Origin of the sequence: Cutibacterium sp. KBN10P07758 (genome assembly GCF_050286205.1) — a bacterium.
Taxonomy (GTDB): Bacteria; Actinomycetota; Actinomycetes; order Propionibacteriales; family Propionibacteriaceae; genus Cutibacterium; species Cutibacterium acnes.
Map to the genome: position 1 here is coordinate 2102483 of NZ_JBNNQV010000001.1, position 19337 is coordinate 2121819.

At 60.1% G+C, this 19337-nt stretch carries 22 protein-coding genes and 1 pseudogene; 16 read left to right on the forward strand and 7 right to left on the reverse strand.

What is annotated here, in order from left to right; translation table 11 throughout:
• Positions 1 to 176 precede the first annotated feature (176 nt).
• Entirely contained in the window at positions 177 to 314 is a 138-nt protein-coding gene (locus ACOYO3_RS10380; protein WP_002518738.1) for a hypothetical protein, read from the reverse strand.
• Positions 315 to 726: 412 nt separating this feature from the next.
• On the opposite strand from ACOYO3_RS10380, the gene eda reads away from it, so the two are divergent.
• The 8 genes from eda (at position 727) to ACOYO3_RS10420 (ending at position 8963) form a co-directional block, all read left to right on the forward strand.
• Entirely contained in the window at positions 727 to 1374 is a 648-nt protein-coding gene (gene eda, locus ACOYO3_RS10385) for a bifunctional 4-hydroxy-2-oxoglutarate aldolase/2-dehydro-3-deoxy-phosphogluconate aldolase (RefSeq protein WP_002517175.1), read from the forward strand.
• Entirely contained in the window at positions 1371 to 2477 is a 1107-nt protein-coding gene (locus ACOYO3_RS10390) for a sugar kinase (RefSeq protein ID WP_002524696.1), read from the forward strand. Before eda ends, ACOYO3_RS10390 begins: the two co-directional genes overlap by 4 nt.
• A 113-nt stretch (positions 2478 to 2590) precedes the next feature.
• On the forward strand, positions 2591 to 4066 hold the full coding sequence (locus ACOYO3_RS10395; protein WP_002517066.1) for a glycine hydroxymethyltransferase: 1476 nt from the start codon (positions 2591 to 2593) through the stop codon (positions 4064 to 4066).
• A gap of 375 nt (positions 4067 to 4441) precedes the next feature.
• Positions 4442 to 5890 (forward strand): amino acid permease, encoded by a 1449-nt coding sequence (locus ACOYO3_RS10400; RefSeq protein ID WP_002517164.1) that lies wholly within the window; start codon positions 4442 to 4444, stop codon positions 5888 to 5890.
• On the forward strand, positions 5891 to 6886 hold the full coding sequence (locus ACOYO3_RS10405; RefSeq protein WP_002517044.1) for an asparaginase: 996 nt from the start codon (positions 5891 to 5893) through the stop codon (positions 6884 to 6886).
• A 206-nt stretch (positions 6887 to 7092) separates the two neighbouring features.
• On the forward strand, positions 7093 to 7386 hold the full coding sequence (locus tag ACOYO3_RS10410) for a PTS sugar transporter subunit IIB (protein WP_002517063.1): 294 nt from the start codon (positions 7093 to 7095) through the stop codon (positions 7384 to 7386).
• Between the two features lie 244 nt (positions 7387 to 7630).
• Entirely contained in the window at positions 7631 to 8089 is a 459-nt protein-coding gene (locus ACOYO3_RS10415) for a PTS sugar transporter subunit IIA (protein WP_427305881.1), read from the forward strand.
• A gap of 124 nt (positions 8090 to 8213) precedes the next feature.
• The gene (locus ACOYO3_RS10420; protein ID WP_002517074.1) at positions 8214 to 8963 is read left to right on the forward strand and encodes a phosphoglyceromutase; all 750 of its coding nucleotides are present in this window, start codon (positions 8214 to 8216) and stop codon (positions 8961 to 8963) included.
• 91 nt (positions 8964 to 9054) lie between these two features.
• On the opposite strand, the gene ACOYO3_RS10425 is transcribed toward ACOYO3_RS10420, so the two are convergent.
• Positions 9055 to 9891, reverse strand: a complete 837-nt coding sequence (locus tag ACOYO3_RS10425) for a polysaccharide deacetylase family protein (protein WP_002517112.1) — start codon at positions 9889 to 9891, stop codon at positions 9055 to 9057.
• Between the two features lie 43 nt (positions 9892 to 9934).
• On the opposite strand from ACOYO3_RS10425, the gene ACOYO3_RS10430 reads away from it, so the two are divergent.
• Positions 9935 to 10129, forward strand: coding sequence for a hypothetical protein (locus ACOYO3_RS10430; RefSeq protein ID WP_002517137.1), 195 nt, complete (start codon positions 9935 to 9937; stop codon positions 10127 to 10129).
• A 141-nt stretch (positions 10130 to 10270) separates the two neighbouring features.
• Here ACOYO3_RS10430 and phoU read toward each other — a convergent pair whose 3' ends face one another.
• Positions 10271 to 10939 carry a phosphate signaling complex protein PhoU gene (phoU, locus tag ACOYO3_RS10435; protein WP_002513088.1) on the reverse strand — a complete coding sequence of 223 codons (669 nt, stop codon included), beginning with the start codon at positions 10937 to 10939 and terminating at the stop codon, positions 10271 to 10273.
• A 160-nt stretch (positions 10940 to 11099) separates the two neighbouring features.
• Here phoU and ACOYO3_RS10440 point away from each other — a divergent pair, with 160 nt between their 5' ends.
• Both ACOYO3_RS10440 and ACOYO3_RS10445 read left to right on the forward strand, forming a co-directional pair.
• Positions 11100 to 12281, forward strand: coding sequence for a sensor histidine kinase (locus ACOYO3_RS10440; protein ID WP_002517494.1), 1182 nt, complete (start codon positions 11100 to 11102; stop codon positions 12279 to 12281).
• Positions 12278 to 12958 (forward strand): response regulator transcription factor, encoded by a 681-nt coding sequence (locus ACOYO3_RS10445; protein WP_002517140.1) that lies wholly within the window; start codon positions 12278 to 12280, stop codon positions 12956 to 12958. Before ACOYO3_RS10440 ends, ACOYO3_RS10445 begins: the two co-directional genes overlap by 4 nt.
• A 52-nt stretch (positions 12959 to 13010) precedes the next feature.
• On the opposite strand, the gene ACOYO3_RS10450 is transcribed toward ACOYO3_RS10445, so the two are convergent.
• On the reverse strand, positions 13011 to 13616 hold the full coding sequence (locus tag ACOYO3_RS10450) for a hypothetical protein (RefSeq protein WP_002523052.1): 606 nt from the start codon (positions 13614 to 13616) through the stop codon (positions 13011 to 13013).
• Positions 13617 to 13755: 139 nt separating this feature from the next.
• On the opposite strand from ACOYO3_RS10450, the gene ACOYO3_RS10455 reads away from it, so the two are divergent.
• Positions 13756 to 14241 (forward strand): CarD family transcriptional regulator, encoded by a 486-nt coding sequence (locus ACOYO3_RS10455; RefSeq protein ID WP_002517055.1) that lies wholly within the window; start codon positions 13756 to 13758, stop codon positions 14239 to 14241.
• Positions 14242 to 14324: 83 nt separating this feature from the next.
• On the opposite strand, the pseudogene ACOYO3_RS10460 reads toward ACOYO3_RS10455, so the two are convergent.
• A pseudogene (locus tag ACOYO3_RS10460) lies at positions 14325 to 14619 on the reverse strand (PTS sugar transporter subunit IIB).
• 185 nt (positions 14620 to 14804) lie between these two features.
• Between ACOYO3_RS10460 and ACOYO3_RS10465 the strand changes: the two are divergent.
• On the forward strand, positions 14805 to 15209 hold the full coding sequence (locus tag ACOYO3_RS10465; protein WP_002522238.1) for a PTS glucitol/sorbitol transporter subunit IIA: 405 nt from the start codon (positions 14805 to 14807) through the stop codon (positions 15207 to 15209).
• On the opposite strand, the gene ispF is transcribed toward ACOYO3_RS10465, so the two are convergent.
• Both ispF and ispD read right to left on the reverse strand, forming a co-directional pair.
• Positions 15156 to 15659 (reverse strand): 2-C-methyl-D-erythritol 2,4-cyclodiphosphate synthase, encoded by a 504-nt coding sequence (gene ispF / locus ACOYO3_RS10470; RefSeq protein ID WP_002518734.1) that lies wholly within the window; start codon positions 15657 to 15659, stop codon positions 15156 to 15158. The two genes, ACOYO3_RS10465 and ispF, sit on opposite strands and share 54 nt — an antisense overlap.
• Complete coding sequence (gene ispD, locus ACOYO3_RS10475) at positions 15659 to 16462, reverse strand: 2-C-methyl-D-erythritol 4-phosphate cytidylyltransferase (RefSeq protein WP_002517178.1); 804 nt, start codon at positions 16460 to 16462, stop codon at positions 15659 to 15661. Before ispD ends, ispF begins: the two co-directional genes overlap by 1 nt.
• 95 nt (positions 16463 to 16557) lie before the next feature.
• Here ispD and ACOYO3_RS10480 point away from each other — a divergent pair, with 95 nt between their 5' ends.
• From ACOYO3_RS10480 to ACOYO3_RS10490, 3 genes are all read left to right on the forward strand, one after another.
• Positions 16558 to 16824 (forward strand): HPr family phosphocarrier protein, encoded by a 267-nt coding sequence (locus ACOYO3_RS10480; RefSeq protein WP_002513080.1) that lies wholly within the window; start codon positions 16558 to 16560, stop codon positions 16822 to 16824.
• Between the two features lie 4 nt (positions 16825 to 16828).
• A complete protein-coding gene (gene ptsP, locus ACOYO3_RS10485) occupies positions 16829 to 18502 on the forward strand; it encodes a phosphoenolpyruvate--protein phosphotransferase (protein WP_002517095.1) in 1674 nt (557 codons plus the stop codon).
• A gap of 75 nt (positions 18503 to 18577) precedes the next feature.
• On the forward strand, positions 18578 to 19315 hold the full coding sequence (locus ACOYO3_RS10490; protein WP_002517239.1) for an SDR family NAD(P)-dependent oxidoreductase: 738 nt from the start codon (positions 18578 to 18580) through the stop codon (positions 19313 to 19315).
• Positions 19316 to 19337: the final 22 nt, after the last annotated feature.

A 19337-nucleotide genomic window follows, 5' to 3' on the forward strand; every position in this document is an offset into this window, starting at 1 on the left:
TCTCTGGGAAGAGACTCTCACCCCTCGCTCGTAGTTCTGCATTCCAATAACATCCTTGACCGAGCCCCCGAGTGAATCACCATCTGCAACCGTGGCGTGTAATCCAGCAGATCAGTGAGCTCGCCAGTCTCCCATGCGGTGACAACAACCTCTGCATCCTTGAGCATTTGGCGGCTCTACGCAGATGCATGGAACTGCGGGTCGGGGTCTATCTGCAATTCCGCCAACTCACCAAGACGCTCCATGGCCTCAACAGTGAAAGACATCGGCTTGTACCGGTCCAGAACGGACAGCACCACACAGGGTCTTGTCATTGCTGGTTTCATCCTTTCGGTCCACCATCGTCAACTTCGGATCATTCGCCATCTTACTCTTTACAAGGAACCCGGACCCGTCTTAAACGAACGTGAGAAATCGCTTTCACCGCCCCACTAGAGGACCGCTTCGAACACCAAAATTGACACCATCATCAGGGGAACATTGCTAGGCTCGATCCGACTCGTTAGGACGACGGTCCCCTCGTCGATATGCCGCCCGTAGCCTGTTAGAACCGATAGAGTCTCCCCCCGTCATCGAACAGGAGTGTCCTTGGCCACAGCGTCTCGAGTCCTCACGGATCGGCGCATCGGGTGGTCCGCCCGCAGCTACGGGAAATCGTGGCAACTCGTCGCCGTGGCCGCCGACCGCTAGACAACCTTGGACAATACCCAATGTCGGAGATCGAACATGAGCAATGAAGCACTCAACACTGTGTTGTCACATCTGGTCATCCCAGTAGTCGTCATCCATGACGCCGCCACTACCCCAGCCGTCACCGACGGGCTGGTCGTCGGTGGCCTTCCGGTCGCCGAGGTGACCTTCCGTACCGATGCCGCCCCAGCCGCCATCGAGTCCATGGCCGGTGACGGCCGGATCACCGTCGGCGCCGGAACCGTCATCAATGCCCGCCAAGTCGATGAGGCGGTGAGCGCCGGGGCGAGCTTCGTCGTCTCCCCCGGCCTCTCCCGCGAGGTCGTCGATCGATGTCGGCACCATGCCATCCCGGTTCTGCCGGGGGCCATCACCCCGACCGAAATTATGGCTGGCATCGACATGGGACTCGACACCTTCAAGTTCTTCCCAGCCGGCACCTTCGGCGGTGCAGCCACCATCGCGTCGCTGGAAGGCCCTTTCCCGCACCTACGTTTCGTCCCCACCGGTGGGGTCAAGCCGCACAACCTCGCAGATTTCCTCTCCCGCGCCAATATTCCTGCCGTCGGAGGTACCTGGCTCACCCCGGCTGATGCCGTCGCCGCCCGGGACTGCCACACCATCGCCAACCTAGTCCGCGAAGCCGTCGATAGCGCCCACCACATCGTCAAGGAGCAGTCATGACTAACCCCGTCACCCTTCGCCCCGCAGATCAGTGCTGTTACGACATCGTCTCCCTCGGCGAAGTAATGCTGCGACTCGACCCAGGTGAGCGTCGCATCCGTACCGCTAGGTCCTTCGACGCCTGGGAGGGCGGCGGCGAGTACAACGTCAGCCGCGGCTTGTCCCGCGTCTTCGGCAAACACGCCGCCGTCATTACCAGCCTCGTCGACGATCCGGTTGGACATCTTGTCGGTGACCTCATCACTGCTGGTGGAGTCGACGACCAGTTCATCACCTGGGTGCCCTCTGACGGAGTCGGCCGCACAGTGCGCACTGGACTCAACTTCACCGAGCGTGGCTTCGGTGTCCGCGGCGCCGTCGGGGTCTCCGACCGTGGCCATAGTGCTGCCAGCCAGCTGCGTGCCGAAGACATCGACGTCGACCGTCTCTTTGGACAACTGGGAGTGCGATGGCTACACACCGGAGGCATCTACGCCGCCTTGTCACAGAGCAGCGCTCAGACCGCGAAGGCTGTCATGGCAGCTGCCCACGCTAACGGCACCGTTATCTCCTACGACCTCAACTACCGCCCGAGCTTGTGGAAGTCGATCGGCGGTCAAGAGGAGGCACACCGTGTCAACCGCGAATTGGCGAGGTTGGTCGACGTCATGATCGGTAACGAGGAGGACTTCACGGCGTGTCTGGGATTCGAGGTGGAGGGCAACGACGAGAACCTCTCCCATCTCGACGTCAACTCGTATGCCACCATGATTGACAAGGTCATCGAGAAATTCCCGAATATCTCCGTCGTCGCCACGACCCTGCGTCAGGTGCGTACTGCTAGCCGTAACGACTGGTCAGCTATTGCGTGGTCGAAGGACACTGGTTTGGTCCGCTCGGTCGAACGCCCCAACCTGGAAATCCTCGACCGCGTTGGCGGTGGTGACTCCTTCGCAGCTGGTCTCGTGGCTGGTCTTATGGAGACTGGAGACCTGCAGAAAGCCGTCGAGTTGGGAGCCGCCCACGGCGCTCTGGCCATGACGACGCCCGGCGATACCTCGATGGTCACCCGCTGCGAGGTGGAATCGTTGGCAGCAGGCGGATCTGCACGAGTGAAACGCTGATCCGATCCGTGGCAGGACGGCGAGCCGTTCGCCGTCCTTTCAGGCTATAGCCCCAAGTGGCTCCCGGGACGAGTAGATTTGTGCTTACCGTCCCGTCATGACAGGAGCCATCCGTGAGTGATCCCCGTGCCGTCGATCCCACTGCCCGTGACATTGCCGAGAAGCTAGCCCCGGCCTACCGCACCATGCTCGACGCGATCGCACAGGTCGAGCCGCGGATCGCGGAGGCAACCCGTGCTGAACTCACCGACCAGCGTCATTCCCTCAAACTTATTGCTTCCGAAAACTACGCATCCTTGCCAGTTCTGGCGACCATGGGTACCTGGTTCTCTGATAAGTACGCCGAAGGTACTGCCGGCCACCGCTTCTACGCCGGTTGCCAAAACGTTGACACCGTCGAGACGATCGCCGCCGAGCATGCCTGCGCTCTGTTCGGCGCTGAGCACGCTTACGTACAGCCCCACTCCGGCATTGACGCCAACCTCACCGCCTACTGGACGATTCTGGCCCACCATATCGAGACCCCAGCCCTGTCAGAATTTGGCGCCCGCACTGTCAATGACCTCACTCAAGTTGACTGGGACACCCTGCGTCATCGTTTCAATGACCAGCGGGCGATCGGCATGAGCCTCGATGCTGGTGGCCACCTTACCCACGGTTTCCGCCCCAATATCTCCGGAAAGATGTTCGACCAGCGCTCCTACGGCACCGATCCGCAAACGGGCCTGCTCGACTACGACAAGGTCGCTGAGCTGGCCCGCGAGTTTAAGCCGCTTGTCATCGTCGCCGGATACTCCGCCTACCCGCGCCGCGTTAATTTCGCAAAGATGCGCGAGATTGCCGACGAAGTCGGTGCTGTGCTCATGGTCGATATGGCCCACTTCGCTGGCCTGGTAGCTGGCAAAGTCTTCACTGGTGACGAGAACCCCATCCCCCACGCCCAGGTCGTGACGACGACGACCCACAAGTCGCTACGCGGACCGCGCGGCGGCATGGTGCTGACGACTAAGGACTACGCCGACGACGTCGACCGCGGCTGCCCAATGGTGCTCGGCGGCCCGCTGTCCCACGTCATGGCTGCCAAGGCCGTCGCTCTGGCAGAAGCGCGCACCCAGACCTTCCGCGACTACGCTCAGCGCGTCGCCAATAACGCGAAGGCCCTAGCCGAAGGACTCATGAAACGTGGCGTCAAGCTCGTCACCGATGGGACTGACAACCACATCAACCTGCTCGACGTCACGACGAGCTTCGGGCTGACCGGTCGTCAGGCCGAGGCCGCGCTGCTGGACGCCGGTGTGGTCACCAACCGCAACTCCATTCCGACTGACCCGAACGGCGCCTGGTACACCTCTGGCATACGCATCGGCACCCCGGCACTGACCTCCCGCGGATTCGGACCCGACGAATTCGATCAGGTCGCCGAGCTCATCGTCACTACCTTGGAGGCCACCACCCCGATGACGGCCTCCACCGGCAAGCCCGGCAAGGCCAAATACCAAATTGCCGACGGTGTGGCGCAGAAGGTCCATGACGCCGCCGACGAGCTGCTGGGCAACTTCCCCCTCTACCCAGGGCTGGATTTGGCCTGACGGGGCTCAATCCCCCTTGATTCCTAGTTCGGGGATTCTCACCAAGTATCTACTCACGAAATTTCCGCACCGTTTCGATCGGCGGTCCACGTTCTGCAAAGAACAGAACATGGGCCGTCGATTTCTCGTCGCTGCCCTTTTTCTTCGCTCCTGTGGCTCCCTGACCCTGATCCTGCGACCTCGACAGCCTGGGGACGAGACGCCCCAATCGTCCATCTCATCAGACGGAGCCTTATCACACGCCCACGCCGATAATTCAACCGGCCCACTCGTTTCTGATCCGTTTGTAAAGATACTTATTTTCGGTGCAGAGTGGCCCCTTCGGGGCTAGCATTCCCGTGCTAGACCGGGTGGTTCCGTCACGAGGAGGTTCCCATGCAGGAAGGTGATTCTGTCACCCCGCACACCAGCACCACCGTTGATAAGGGGGATGCCGGCTACGACAAGGCCTTAAAGAACAGGCACCTGCAGATGATCGCCATCGGCGGCTCAATCGGCACCGGCTTGTTTCTGGGTACTGGCGGACGCCTTGCCCAAGGTGGCCCCGGATTGGCGATAAGCTACGCCGTCTGTGGCATCTTCGCCTTCCTCATGGTGAGGGCCCTCGGTGAGATGGCTATTCGTCGTCCGTCCTCAGGCGCCTTCGTGTCCTACGCGCGTGAATTCATGGGTGAGAAGGGCGCCTACGCCACCGGATGGTTCTTCTTCCTTGACTGGTCGGTCACGGTGATGGCTGACATCACCGCAGTGGCGCTGTACCTGCATTATTGGACGCCCTTGCGTGCCATCCCACAATGGGTGTTAGCGCTCATCGCCCTCGGCGTGGTGTTTACCCTCAACATGTTGAGCGTGAAGATGTTCGGCGAGGCCGAATTTTGGTTCGCTGCTATCAAGGTAGCCGCGATCATCCTGTTCATGATCGCGGCCATCTGGGCCATCGTCACGGGTGCGCGGGTTGGCAACTACACCGCAGGCCTTCACAACATCGCCCAGCATGGCGGATTCTTCCCCGCTGGGCTGGCGCCGGTCTTTGCACTCACTCTGGGAGTGATCTTCGCCTTCGGCGGCACCGAGATGGTCGGCGTAGCAGCAGGCGAGACCAAGGATGCGAGCAAGATCTTGCCCAAGGCCATCAACTCGATGATCCTGCGTATCTTCGTCTTCTACGTCGGTTCGATCATCTTGATGGCGCTGGTACTGCCGTACACTGCCTATTCAAGCAATGAATCCCCGTTCGTCACCTTCTTCACCGGAATCGGAATTCCCTACGCTGGTGACATCATCCAGGTAATCGTCCTGACGGCTGCCCTCAGCTCGCTCAATGCTGGCCTGTACTCGACCGGACGCACCCTGAGGTCATTGGCGGTTGCCGGCGAAGCACCAAAAGCCGCTGCTAAACTCAACCGTCACCACGTGCCTTCTGGCGGCATCGCCATGACCGCCGCCCTCGGTCTGCTGGGCGTTGCCCTCAACGCCTTCCTCCCGGATAGCGCCTTCGAGATCGTCATGAACCTCGCCGGCATCGGTATCGCCGGCACGTGGGCGATGGTCCTGCTCGCCCACACCCGTTTCGTGAGCGCAGTGAGGCGGGGCAAGGACAACCGACCGGAATACCGCATGCCTGGTGCCCCGGTCACGAACTACATCTCATTGGCCTTCCTGCTGATCGTCGTACTGTCGAACGTCACTTCGGAATCGGGGCGCTGGACACTAGCCCTCTTCGCCCTGGTCGCAATTGCCATGGTCGCCGGGTGGTACGCAGTCCGTAACAGCATCAAACCCGACCTGCTCGACAACGTGGTTCCAAGCGATGAGGGGATGTGAATGATGCAAACCCACGTTCTCTACACCGGCGGAACGTTAGGAATGGTGTCCACTCCTAACGGCTTAGCTCCAGGTGCTGATCTGACGGGTTGGCTTAACCAATTACTATCTGGCACCGAACTCGCCGGAACCTTTGAGACCCTGAGTTTCGAGCATCTCATTGACTCGGCCAACGCCACTCCCGATGACTGGCGCCGAATTGTCGACGATCTGTGGGAGCATCGCGACGATGCCGACTCATTCGTTGTTCTTCATGGAACCGACACCTTGGCCTACACCTCAGCCGCGCTGTCCTACGCCCTTACCGAGTTCGGTAAGCCGGTCGTCGTCACCGGAGCACAGTACTCATTGGGAGTCGTCGGAACAGATGCTGCGCCAAACGTCACGGGAGCGCTGCGAGCCGCCACGAGCGGGCGCCTCAACGGGGTCGCGGTCTTCTTTGGCCACAAACTGCTGCGTGGCAATCGCGTCACGAAACTCTCCTCGTGGGCCTATAACGGGTTCGATTCGCCCGCCGTCCCACAATTAGCGCGCACCGGAGCACCGTGGCAATGGGTCGAGAATGAATCGACGGGTTGCGGTTGGCTCAACCCCGGCCCATACCAGCGTCACGACGTCCTCGTCGTTGATCTATCTCCGGGCATCAGCGCTCGACGCCTCCGCGCCGTCCTCGACCCTTTGCCCGAAGCCGTCATTTTGCGCGCATTCGGGGTCGGAAATATCCCCAGTGATGAACCCGGCGTCGTCGACGCCATCCTCGATGTCATCTCCGCCGGCACCCCCGTCGTCGTCGCTTCCCAATGCATGCAAGCTGATGTCCAACTGGGTCAATACCAGTCAAGTCATGCCCTCACGGAGGGCGGAGCTGTCAGCGCCCATGACATGACTCTCGAGGCTCTCTATGCCAAGCTAGTCTTTCTGCTCTCTCAAGGGCTGCACGGCAAAGAGCTCAAGCGATGGATCGAGACCGACATCGCTGGTGAGATCAGCGTCTAATTATCACACTTTCCCACCAAGGGCCCAGTTTTGATGCACGTTCGTCGCAAAAAGTGTGAGATTTTCCGCTAGCACTAGCTAACGGCCTGTCCGTGGACAATCATGGAGGCATGGTGGGTAAATATGAGGGCATCGCCGCCCCCTTCGTGCCGCACCCCGAAGTGGCCGACGAGGTGGGTTCGACATCCACGTGAGGAGAGGCATTGATGGTCAACAAAAAGGTTCTGGTCTGCTGCGGCACTGGCATCGCAACCTCCGTCCAAGTGGCGAACAAGTTGCAGCGGATGCTGCGTGATCGGGGCATCACCGCGACGATGAAGGAATGCAAAACGGCCAACGTCCCCGCCCAAATGACGACATTCCAGCCTGACGCCATCGTCGTCACCACCGCTATCACCCCTCCAGATGAGGAGATCAAGGTCTACCGAGGCACGCCGCTGCTCACCGGTGTTGACGCCGAGGAACTCGCAGACCAGATCGCTAGCGACCTCAAAGCCTGACAGGTCACTAGCTGTCATTGCTGCAGGTGGAATAGGCAAAACGTCTCATTGCCCGTCGCCTACCTCATGGGCGTAAATACACATAAGTGCGTAACTAACTTGGTTAGTCCCCCGAACTGTCGGGCAGAACCGAACGTATGAGCCGACCACCTCACCCCGATCAGACGCGCAAAGGTGTCCGGGTCCGCTGGCCGTGTCGAAGGACACAAGTCACCGGTCGAAGCCCCCATAGGAAAGTAAAACAATGCCGACGCCCCGTCTTATCGTGGCCGACGTGACGGCCACCAGCCAGAATGACCTTTACGCCCAGGTCAATGATCGTCTCACCGCTGACAACATGGTGAAATCCACATTCCTTAACGCGGTGAGTGCACGAGAGAAGAAATTCCCCACCGGGCTTGACTTCGGCTACGTGTCCATCGCTATTCCGCACATCGATCCCGAACACGTCATCTCCCCGGGGCTACTGGTATGCCGCAATAGTGCATCGACAACCTTCCACGCCATGGACGATCCCGAGCGCAACCTCGACGTCCAGCTCAGCATCTGGCCCCTAGTCACTGACCCCGGCAATCAAATCGACATGCTCGAAGCTGTCATCACACTCATCCAAGACGAGTCGTCGTACCGCATTCTGCTGCACGGCAGCCACGCGGAGGTCGCGAATACACTCCCGGACATCCTCGCAACGGTAGAAGACTGACGGTGTTGTGTCAGGGCGAACACCGAGATCACCGGATCTAACTACCGAGGGACATAACGACTGCAATCCCGCAGATGGGGTAGGGGACGCGAATGCTATTCCCCAGACACACTATGGTGGAACCATGACTGCAAAGCTCATCCTGCTCCGCCATGGCGAGAGCGAATGGAACTCCAAGAACCTCTTCACCGGCTGGGTGGACGTCGATCTCAACGAGAAGGGCGAGGGCGAGGCTCGTCACGCCGCCGACCTGCTCAAGCAGGAAAACCTCCTGCCCGATATCGTCCACACCTCGCTGCTACGTCGTGCTATCCATACCGCCTACCTAGCCCTTGACGGCTGCGACCGCCATTGGATCCCGGTGCATCGCTCCTGGCGCCTCAACGAGCGTCACTACGGTGCGCTGCAGGGTCTCAACAAGGCTGAGACCAAGGAGAAGTACGGCAACGACCAGTTCATGGCTTGGCGTCGCTCCTACGATGTTCGTCCACCGGACCTTGACCGCGACAGCGAATTCAGCCAGTTCCATGACCCGCGGTACGCCGACATCCCGGCGTCCGAGCGTCCGGTCGCCGAGTGTCTCAAAGACGTCGTGGCCCGCATGGTGCCGTACTTCACCTCTGATATTGCTGCCGACCTTAAGGACGGCAAGACGGTGCTCGTGGCTGCTCACGGTAACTCCCTGCGCGCCCTCGTCAAGCACCTCGACGAGATCAGTGACGAGGACATCGCCGGCCTCAACATCCCGACCGGTATCCCGCTGTTCTACGAGCTTGACGACAACCTCAAGCCCGTGACTAGGGGGGGCCGCTACCTCGACCCTGAGGCCGCTGCCGCCGGCGCCAAGGCAGTCGCTAACCAGGGAAACAAGTAAGCCTGCCCGCAGGCTGCTGAAGCTGCTTGATGCAACTCGACGGTGCCGCCAGAAATATCGGGGCACCGTCGAGTTGCATGAAGCTAGAGCTTTAGGCAATAACGCCGAACTCGTAGCCCTGGCTCTTGAGCCACGCGAGGATGGAAGGCATGGCTTTAGCCGTCATCTGTTTGCCGTAGGTGTCGTGATTGAGGATGACCACGACGTTCGGGTTATTGGACTCCTTAATGCTCTTCTTAACCATCTGGAGATATCCAGGAACAGTCGTGGGACGCTGGGCGTCAGCATCTCCACTCATCGCGTTCCAATCGATCCAGCCGACCCCGCGCTTAGCCAGCGTAGCGTCAGCCTGAGACAGATTAGTCCAGGACATGTGGCCGCCCGGGTAGCGGAAGGCCGAAGAGAAGTAATTCGACCCGAGGATGGCACGACTCTGAGCCATTGCCCAGTCCCAGTCACAACTGATGTGCTTGGCCTTGTTCGCAGCGCTGCCGTGGTACAGGTATTTGTAGTCGTGGGAGTACGAGTGGATGGCCAGCGCATTGCCCATCTTGAGCGAGCGGCTGAGCATGTTCTTGCCCACGTCACGCATCTGCGGGGGGATCATGAAGAAGGTGGCACGAGCACCTGCCTTCTCCAGATTATCCAGCTGCTCGCCGGTGAATTTGGTCGTTGGACCGTCGTCAAAAGTGACGAAAACGATCTTCTTGTTCTTGGGCTGGGTGGAAGGCTTCTCCAACCATTGATTCACCACCGAAGCCGAGTAGACATACTTGTCGGCAGCCCTGCCGTGGTTCGTCCCCGCTTCCAGACCGTCGATGTCCTTGACGACAGTGCCCGGAACCTTAAGCGGGGAGTAATTCGACGGCGGCTCAGCGCAGGCGGGCTTGGTGACGGCCGCGCCAACACCGAATACGCCGGCGGGCACCGGACCGCTCGGCAACCCCGCCGGGGCACTAGCGCCGCTGGAAATGCTGGGCTTCGCGATGGGACTCTTCGATGGCGACGGCTGCGAAGATGACTGGGCAGAGCTCACACCCGATTTCGACGAGGAGCTAGCAGACTCTGGGTCACTACTCGCGCACCCGGCGATGGCCATCGAAACGGTAGTGACGACAACGACAGCGCCAGCTATCGTTTTGCTACGGAAGGCAAAAGCCATATGACAAGACCTCACTGAGAATTATCAGCCGTGTACCACGACACATTAATCACCTCAATTGTACGTACTCAGTACAAGGCATTGTCACTGCGACACAGCAAACCCCTCACACCGACGGGAAACGCCGACGTGAGGGGCAGATTGATCAGTACGCGCTCGGCCAGTCTTCACCAGCGGGGCCCTCACCAGTGACGATGTAGATGACACGGGAACCGACGGCCACGGCGTGATCGGCGATACGCTCGTAGTAGCGGCCCAACAAAGCGGTGTCGACGGCGCTCTCCACCCCGTAAGTCCAGTCGTCGCCCAGTAACAGACGGAACTGATCGCGTCGCAGATCATCCATCTTGGAGTCCTCAGACGCCAGAGATTCGGCGGCCTCCGCGTCGCGATCGGCAAGAGTCTTCTCAGCCTTGCCAATCATGGAGTCGGCAATCTTCGACATCTCGACGAACTGGTCAGCGACCTGCGGAGGCACCGCAACCTCAGGGAAACGAAGGCGGGCAATCTTAGCGACGTGGGCAGCAAGATCGCCCATACGTGCAAGCTCGTAACACATCCGTAGCATCGCGACAATGGTGCGCAACTCGCCGGCCACTGGGGCTTGACGGGCCAGCAGATCAAAACAACGACGTTCGATCTCCTCGTTCAACGAGTCGACCTTCGAGTCGTCAGAGATGACACGCTCAGCGGTAGTCAGGTCCGCACCGATGAGAGCCGCCGTGGCATCTTTGACGGCGACCCGAACCAGCTCCGCCATCGTCAGAATTCTGCCGCTGGTGGCATTGAGCTCGTCGTGATAGCTCTCACGCATGCCGGTGTCCTTCCATAGTGGGGTGCAGCCAAGCCTATCGGCCTTGTCGACTCAGACATTTCTCCCGTGTAGCGCCACCATGAACCTTAAGTGAACGACCAGTAACCTCGTCAGCCCTCCGTGACACGCGGGTGACAAGCATGACGACCATCCCCCTATTATGCGAACTGTGGGCATGATTCTGTCAGCGATCATTGGTGCCGTCGTCGGCGCTGGATTGACGGTCCTCGTGAGCCGCGTGGTGGAGTCGTCTCGTCATCCCGTGGACACCCTCGCCACCGACATCGAGGCTATCGAAGTCGATTCGGCCCTCGCCCGAGCTCTCGACTTAACCACCGAGGCAGCCGTCATCGTCGGACCGCATGACGAGGTCCTCCACACCACACTGGGTGCGCGATCGATGGAACTCGTACGCGGCTCACGTATCGCTGACGAGGCTCTGCTCAAACTGGTGCGTACTGCCCGGCGCGAGGGGCGCGACATCGTCGACACCATGGAGATGAAACGGGCCTCCACGGGGGCCGACCTCATTCTCACCGTGCGAGTCGGTCCTCTCGATGATCACGGCAACGCCGTTATCTCTGCCAGTGACAGCTCGCGACATGTCAGGCTGGCCGAGACCCGCCGAGACTTCGTCGCCAATGTCTCTCACGAGTTGAAGACCCCCATCGGTGCTGTCTCCATCCTCGCCGAAGCCATCGAAGGTGCAGCTGACGACCCAGAGGCCGTCCGACATTTCTCCCAGCGGCTAACAGCAGAGTCCTCACGACTGTCTGCCCTCGTCACCCAGATCATCGACTTGTCCCGGCTACAAGCCGACGAACCACTACTGCGCGCTGAACCAGTGGCTGTCGCAGACGCCATTGACGAGGCCGTCTCACGCCACCGCGAACAAGCTGCCAATCGAGAGGTGTCCTTGGTAGTGCGCTGCGACGACGACCTGTGGGTCCTCGGGGATCAAAGCCAGCTCACCGAAGCAGTCGCCAATCTTGTTCACAACGCCATTGTCTATTCCGAACCAAAGGCCCGGGTAGTGGTCTCCGCCCGGCGAGTCCGTGACGTCGACACCGACGTCATCGCAATCGCCGTCGCCGACAACGGAATCGGTATTAGCGAGGCTGACCAAAAGCGTATTTTCGAACGGTTCTATCGGGTGGACTACTCCCGTTCCAGGGAAAACGGTGGAACCGGCCTGGGATTGTCGCTGGTTAAGCACACCTGCCAGGCACACGGGGGATCTGTCGATGTGTGGAGCAAATTGGGCCAGGGGTCCACGTTCACCCTTCGACTTCCAACCCTCGACGTTGATCACCACAACGAATCCAATCAGGAGGAGTCATGACCCGTGTACTCATCATCGAGGACGAAGAGTCCTATCGCGAGGCCACCGCCTTCATGCTGCGCAAAGAGGGATTTGAGGTCAATACTGCCGCCAATGGCGCTGATGGTCTCGAAATCTACTCGCACAACGGTGCCGACATCGTACTGCTCGACCTCATGATGCCAGGGCTTCCAGGGACCGAAGTCTGCCGTCAGCTACGCCAGCGCGGCAATGTCGGGATCATCATGGTGACGGCTAGGGATTCGGAGATCGACAAGGTTGTCGGGCTGGAGCTCGGAGCCGACGACTACGTCACCAAACCGTTTAGCCACCGAGAATTGGTCGCGCGCATCCGCGCTGTGACTCGTCGCGGCGGCCCTGAGATAGAGGTTTCCCCCGATGTGCTCGAGGAGAGCGGGGTAAGGATGGACGTTGAGCGGCATGAGGTCAGCGTCGGCGGGACGGCAGTGCGACTTGCCCTCAAAGAGTTCGACCTACTTGAGGTGCTGCTGCGCAATGCAGGACGTGTCATGACCCGAGCCTCCCTCATCGACCGAGTGTGGGGAGCCGACTATGTTGGCGACACTAAAACTCTTGACGTGCACATCAAAAGGCTGCGCGCAAAGATTGAAGATGACCCATCCCGTCCGGTGCGCATCATCACCGTACGCGGACTGGGCTACAAGTTTCAGGCCTAAAGCAACACCACGCAGGAAAGCAGCACCACGCAGGAATGGTGTATTCGGCTGATCAGGACCGAGCTGACGGAATTCCTGAAGGAGCGTACTCCGCGAAGTCCGGATGGGTGGACGACACAACTGGAGCATCCAGAGTAACTGGCGCTGAGTTCGCGAACTTGATCGTCACCTTGGCCAATAGCCCGTTCGACAGCCCCTCAACGGGGACCTGAAGTTTGGACTGAGTAAGGTTCACCGACGTTTGGGCCGGAAGTTTGACGTTCACCGTCCTCATGGTGAAGGACCGCCCGGATAGAGAGTTGTTCGACGTGAGCGGCTCCCCCGTAATCCCGACAATTTTGTCATCCTTGCGAGAAACAACTGCGGCGGATACACGGGCCTGACCGCCGCCATTGATGAGCACCAGGTTCTGCACTTTGACGGTGTCGGACTTGCCATTGACACCAGCCGCCGGGGTGTAACTGGTAAGGACCTTAGGATCGGCGCCACAAGCCACCACACCAAGAACCCCGACGGCAGCAAGGACAGCAGTCGTCCGGCGACGGTCGATCATCGTGGAATCTCCTCTTCCGGGGCGCATATCGTCGTTGAGTTTAGCCGAGTCGGCGTCCATGAGGGCCTCATCCGCTAGAGCAAGGCGACCCGTCGGCAGCGCCAAGGAACCCCGGGTTCATGTGTAAGGCCTTCAACCAATGAGGCCGGCGCGCCGTGACGCTATTGAGGACATTCGTACAAAATTAATATTGACCGCAACTATTATTATGTGATATACTTAACCCCCGAAAGGGGCCACACAAATGACTTTCAACGTTGGTGAAACCGTTGTCTACCCGAATCATGGCGCTGCCGTGATCGAGGATATCGAGACTCGCACTATTAAAGGCGAGGAAAAGCTCTACCTCGTTCTGAGGATTCTCGGACAAAACGATTTGGTTGTGCGAGTGCCAGCCAGCAATCTTGACCTTGTCGGCGTTCGTGACGTCGTTGATGACGAGGGTCTCGAGAATGTTTTCGAGGTCCTTCGTAAGACCAATGTTGAGGAGCCATCCAACTGGTCTCGCCGTTACAAGGCTAACCTTGAAAAGCTCCACTCTGGCAACGTTCTCAAAGTTGCCGAGGTCGTCCGTGACCTGTGGCGCCGCGAACGTGACCGCGGTCTGTCCGCCGGCGAGAAGCGGATGCTCTCGAAAGCTCGTCAAATCCTGGTGTCTGAGTTAGCCCTCGCCAAAAAGGTAGCTGATGACCGGGCTGAGGAGATGCTCGACGAGGTTCTCGCCTCCTGATTCATTCTCATTGCGAAAACGGGGATTCACCACACTTCGGGTGAATCCCCGTTTCTCATGCCTTGTCGCCTGTCACGGGATCGTCACGATTTCAATGCGTTCGCAATCTCGTCTGCCAACTGCCCTTCATCAACACCGGTAAGGAATGCAACGCCGCGGAACATTTTGACGTTCTCGGTGGGCTGCTTCACTGCGGTCGTTGAGACAATCACATCAGGGCTAAACCTCTCAGCCACCCGCGGAACTTCCGCGACATGGCAGTGCTCCATCCGGGCGTTGATCCCGCGCTCACGCAGCAACCGCTGAAGTTTGTTGGCAACCTGCACTGACGTCGCAGTACCAGTGCCACAGCAAACAAAGAATCTTCTTCTCGATCATGGTGACCACTCCTCCTCTGGGAAACCTCATCGTCCCTTGGATGTGGTCTACCAAGGGCTTCTTTCACGATGTTAAACGCGCCCCTTTTAGGGAGTTAGTCCGCTACGATCATGACACCTTAGAAGACTGATGGTAATGATACCGTGCCGTGAAGGGCACAGAGTCCATACTCAAGGGGGTCAGCCATGGCGACTACGTCTAGCACATTGTGGAACGCCGTAGTGCTCCGCATCGGCAAAGGCGCCCAGGACATGTTGGATACCGGAGTCATCGTGCTGTTCGGAGAGCCCGTGCCCGATGCCTTGTCTGATATTTGCGTAGTTCACAATCGCGGTGGTCGTTCCCCGCTGACTCCTCAGCGCGAACTACTACCCGGAGATGTCCTCAACTTCGCTGGCACTCGCTACACCATCGATGAGGTCGGAGAAGCCGCAACCTCAAATCTCAGCGATCTCGGCCACGTCGCGTTGTATTTCAATTCCCCCGACCAATCTCTACTTGCTGGAGCTATCAAGGTGTCCGGGCCACCACCACAGCTACCGGATCAGGGAGTTATCCTCACTTTTGAGCCCTCGAGTGACAAGGGCTGACGCAACCGCTGCTACTCCCTCACCACGTCCGGTAAACCCCAAGTGATCGGTCGTCGTCGCCGACACGGAAACCGGAGCCCCGACGGTTTGTGCCAGGGCGGTCTCCGCCTCGGCCCTGCGAGCGGCCATACGCGGTCTCTGACCAATAACCTGCACCGCGACGTTCTGGACTGTCCATCCTTTCCCGGCGATGAGAGCTACCACATGACCAACTAAGTCGGCACCAGCCGCCCCAGCCCACTGCGGATCTGCGGTGCCAAATACTGAGCCGATATCGCCCAGTCCGGTCGCCGATAACAGCGCGTCGCATATGGCGTGGCAGGCAACGTCACCGTCAGAATGACCGACCAGCCCAACCCTCTCGTCAGGGAAAGAAAGCCCGGCAACATGCATCGGCACGCCCGCGCTTAACTGGTGGACATCCGTCCCGATCCCCGTCCGAATTTCCATCACCGCCGACTCCCGTGACCCAATTTTCTAACAACGGTAGACGGCTTAGCAGCACGCAGCATCCTGCCAATACGACGTCCCGAATGATGCCCGGCACCGGCAGCCGCTTTCGCAAACACCTCTGCGATGTCGAGATCGACCGGCTCAGTGATCTTGAGGGACATCCTGGAGCCTTCGACGAGGGTGGCATGGTGGCCGTATCGCTCACAACACGAAATGTCGTCAGTCACCGAACCGCCCTCGATAGATAGCTGCTCATGACATTCAGTGATGATGGCCCGTTTAAATCCCTGGGGGGTCTGAACAGCACGCAGGGTCGAGCGGTCAACGACCGATGACGTGTCTCCGTCAACCTGACGTATGGTGTCGACCACATCGACCACCGGAGTCACGGCAACAGCACCATTCTCCACGGCCGCGATAACATTCTCGACGACGTATGCCGGAACCAGCGGACGCACTGCATCGTGAATGAGCACCGTTGTAGCGTCGCTCAACCGATGATGTTGAGCGATAAACCTCAGCCCGTTGCGTACCGATTCCTGGCGCGTATTGCCCCCAGTAACGAAGTGAACCGGTATCGGAGATGCAGCTAGGGCTAGCTGTAAGTGGTTGTGCATACCCTCCTTCACGACGACGACGGCCTCATCACAACCGCCTGCGGCTAGGGATTCCACGGCAACAGCGACGACGGCCTTTCCGGTCAGCGAGGTAACTTGCTTGGGAACGGAACCGCCGAACCGTGTCCCCATACCGGCTGCGACGACAACCGCGACGACCGGCGGGGTGTGCTCATCAACCATGGTTGGCACTCTATCGGCCCCGACCCACCACGTCGTATCATCGCGCAGTCGGCTATCGTCGTCCCTGACATTTTCAGCCCACCAAGGAGGCAATCATGCCGAGCCGCACCACCACTATTGCAGCCGAGAGCGGCCTGCACGCCCGTCCCGCAGCTATGTTCGTTCAGGCGGCGTCGAAGTCCGGCCTGGCCGTCAAAATCGGACGCCCTGGCGAAGAGCCGGTGGATGCCCGCTCGATTTTGTCGGTGATGGGGCTTGGCGCCAAGCACGGCGAGACCGTCGAATTGACCGCGGAGGGTGATAACGCCGACGAGGTGCTTGATGCCCTCGTTGCGAACCTGCAAACCGACCCGGAGGCCTGATCCCATGCGGACCCTCTCGGGGCTCGGGGTCTCGGCAGGAGTCGGACAGGCCCACGCGCTTGTCGTCTCCCCCGCCCCCGGACTGCCCGCTTCAGATCCCAGCCGAGGCGCAGAGGCAGACCTGGCCAAGGTTGAGGCCGCCCTCGGCAAGGTTGCTGATCGTCTCGATGAGCGCTCCCTTCACGCCGATCCGTCGGCCCTTGCAGTACTGCAGGCCACTGCCATGATGGCTCGCGATCCCGGGCTGCTTACCAGCGTCAAGTCCCACCTATCCGACGGGCATGGTCCGGCCCACGCGTTGTGGGCAGCCTTCGACGATTTCTGCGCTCAGCTCAGCGCAGCTGGCGGCTATCTCGCCGAACGCGTCACTGACTTGCGCAACGTCCGCGATCGCGCGGTCGCCGTCATGCAAGGACTGCCTGAGCCTGGTGTTCCCTCCTTTGATTCACCAGTGATTCTCGTCGCGGAAGATCTCGCCCCGGCTGACACTGCGACCCTCAACCCAGAGCTGGTCCGTGGTCTCATCACTGCGGCTGGCGGCCCGACAAGCCATACCGCGATCCTGGCCTCCCAGATCGGTATTCCCGCTGTGGTGAGGTGTAGCGAGGCTCGTGACATTGAAGATGGCACTCCGCTAGCCCTTGACGGTGTCACCGGCACGGTCCTTGTCGAGCCCGACGAGGCATCCGTCTCCGAGCTCACCGAGCGTGCCAATCGCCGCGCCGAGGTGTTGGCATCAGCCCCTGACGGCGACGCCACACTGACTGACGGTGAACGCATCCTCGTACTCGCCAACATCGGCAATCCTTCCGACGCCCCCACGGCGAAGAAGAAAGGTGCCGAGGGAGTCGGCCTGTTCCGCACCGAGTTCCTCTTCTTGGACCGGCAAGACGCCCCCACTATTGACGAGCAAACTGAGGCGTACGCCACCGTACTTAAGACCTTTGATGAGGGCGCCAAGGTTGTCTTTCGCACTCTAGACGCCGGAGCCGACAAGCCGTTGGCGTTTGCCAACCTGGGCGCTGAGGAAAACCCGGCCCTAGGACGTCGTGGGCTGCGTCTGTCCCAGGTGCGCACCGACCTCATCGACGCCCAGCTGGAGGCACTCGCCAAGGCTGCTGAGCAGACAGGTCGTGACCCGTACGTGATGGCCCCGATGGTCGCCACGAAGGCAGAAGCCGAGTGGTTCTCCTCCCGTGCCCGTGCCGCAGGTATCAAGACCGTAGGCATCATGGTCGAGGTGCCCTCGACGGCTCTACGGTCGTCCCAGGTACTGGAACCGGTAGATTTTGCCTCCATTGGCACTAACGACCTCACCCAGTACGCAATGGCCGCTGACCGCCTGCAAGGCGAGTTGGCCGAACTTTTGACGCCGTGGCAGCCCGCCGTCATTCAGCTGGTTAAAGCCACTTGTGATGGAGCCGGCGAGCGGCTTATTGGCGTGTGCGGAGAGGCTGCTGGTGATCCTCTGCTGGCCTTGGTCCTCGTGGGCGTCGGAATTCGTTCGCTCTCGATGGCCGCCGGCAAGATCACCGCCGTCAAGGCGGCCCTATCTCGTCATAACCTAGAGCAGTGCCGCCGAATTGCCGACGCCGCTCTGGCCGCTTGCAGCCCAGAAGAGGCCCGCACGGCCGCCCTGAAGCTAGCTGACCCGAGTGTCGAGGTTCTTGTCAGCTGATACACGATCCTCAATCCGCTAAAGCCCCCGCAGAGGGGGCTTTAGCATGCTCCGCAGGGGGAGGACAATAGGGCCATGACTAAAACTGCAGTGGTCACAGGAGCGAGTTCGGGAATCGGCGCGGCCACGGCCCGCGCTCTAGCGGGCGATAGCTGGCACGTCATCTGTGCAGCCCGCCGAGTCGAGCGCATCGAGCCACTCTCCGCCGAGATCGGTGGGCAAGCCGTAGTATGCGACGTGACGAGCGACGAGTCTGTCACCAACCTCGTCAAGACTGTCGGCGGCAAGGTCGATCTCCTCGTCAACAATGCTGGTGGCGCCGTCGGTCAAGAACCCGTCACTGAGGCTGACCTCAATGCCTGGACGACGATGTACCAAACCAACGTGCTAGGCATGGGGCAGGTCACCAAGGCTCTCCTGCCCGCGCTCGAAATTGCTGAAGGCACCATCATCACCATCACCTCCACCGCCGCTGAATGGGGCTACGAGGGCGGTGCCGGATACTGTGCTGCTAAATCTGGCGAGAGAGCTGTTGTCGAAGCCCTGCGCCTAGAACTATGTGGCCATCCGGTGCGGGTGTGCGAGGTGAGCCCCGGCATGGTGCACACCGAGGAGTTCTCCCTGGTGCGTTTCCACGGCGACCAGGCCAAAGCTGACAAGGTTTACCAGGGGGTCGACTCTCCCCTGGTCGCCGCTGACATTGCCGAATGCGTACGTTGGATCTCTGGGCTGCCCAGCCACGTCAACATTGATCGAATGATCGTCCGTCCTCGCGCCCAGGCCGCCCAGTACAAGGTGGCACGCGAATCCTGATTCAGGAGGACTCCCCTGCCCG

Bases quoted from the DNA above. Each gene is read 5' to 3' on its own strand.
- ACOYO3_RS10380 (WP_002518738.1), bottom strand. From the start codon at position 314: ATGACAAGACCCTGTGTGGTGCTGTCCGTTCTGGACCGGTACAAGCCG.
- eda (WP_002517175.1), top strand. From the start codon at position 727: ATGAGCAATGAAGCACTCAACACTGTGTTGTCACATCTGGTCATCCCA.
- ACOYO3_RS10390 (WP_002524696.1), top strand. From the start codon at position 1,371: ATGACTAACCCCGTCACCCTTCGCCCCGCAGATCAGTGCTGTTACGAC.
- ACOYO3_RS10400 (WP_002517164.1), top strand. From the start codon at position 4,442: ATGCAGGAAGGTGATTCTGTCACCCCGCACACCAGCACCACCGTTGAT.
- ACOYO3_RS10405 (WP_002517044.1), top strand. From the start codon at position 5,891: ATGATGCAAACCCACGTTCTCTACACCGGCGGAACGTTAGGAATGGTG.
- ACOYO3_RS10410 (WP_002517063.1), top strand. From the start codon at position 7,093: ATGGTCAACAAAAAGGTTCTGGTCTGCTGCGGCACTGGCATCGCAACC.
- ACOYO3_RS10415 (WP_427305881.1), top strand. From the start codon at position 7,631: ATGCCGACGCCCCGTCTTATCGTGGCCGACGTGACGGCCACCAGCCAG.
- ACOYO3_RS10420 (WP_002517074.1), top strand. From the start codon at position 8,214: ATGACTGCAAAGCTCATCCTGCTCCGCCATGGCGAGAGCGAATGGAAC.
- ACOYO3_RS10430 (WP_002517137.1), top strand. From the start codon at position 9,935: ATGCTGGGCTTCGCGATGGGACTCTTCGATGGCGACGGCTGCGAAGAT.
- phoU (WP_002513088.1), bottom strand. From the start codon at position 10,939: ATGCGTGAGAGCTATCACGACGAGCTCAATGCCACCAGCGGCAGAATT.
- ACOYO3_RS10440 (WP_002517494.1), top strand. From the start codon at position 11,100: ATGCGAACTGTGGGCATGATTCTGTCAGCGATCATTGGTGCCGTCGTC.
- ACOYO3_RS10445 (WP_002517140.1), top strand. From the start codon at position 12,278: ATGACCCGTGTACTCATCATCGAGGACGAAGAGTCCTATCGCGAGGCC.
- ACOYO3_RS10455 (WP_002517055.1), top strand. From the start codon at position 13,756: ATGACTTTCAACGTTGGTGAAACCGTTGTCTACCCGAATCATGGCGCT.
- ACOYO3_RS10465 (WP_002522238.1), top strand. From the start codon at position 14,805: ATGGCGACTACGTCTAGCACATTGTGGAACGCCGTAGTGCTCCGCATC.
- ispF (WP_002518734.1), bottom strand. From the start codon at position 15,659: ATGGAAATTCGGACGGGGATCGGGACGGATGTCCACCAGTTAAGCGCG.
- ispD (WP_002517178.1), bottom strand. From the start codon at position 16,462: ATGGTTGATGAGCACACCCCGCCGGTCGTCGCGGTTGTCGTCGCAGCC.
- ACOYO3_RS10480 (WP_002513080.1), top strand. From the start codon at position 16,558: ATGCCGAGCCGCACCACCACTATTGCAGCCGAGAGCGGCCTGCACGCC.
- ptsP (WP_002517095.1), top strand. From the start codon at position 16,829: ATGCGGACCCTCTCGGGGCTCGGGGTCTCGGCAGGAGTCGGACAGGCC.
- ACOYO3_RS10490 (WP_002517239.1), top strand. From the start codon at position 18,578: ATGACTAAAACTGCAGTGGTCACAGGAGCGAGTTCGGGAATCGGCGCG.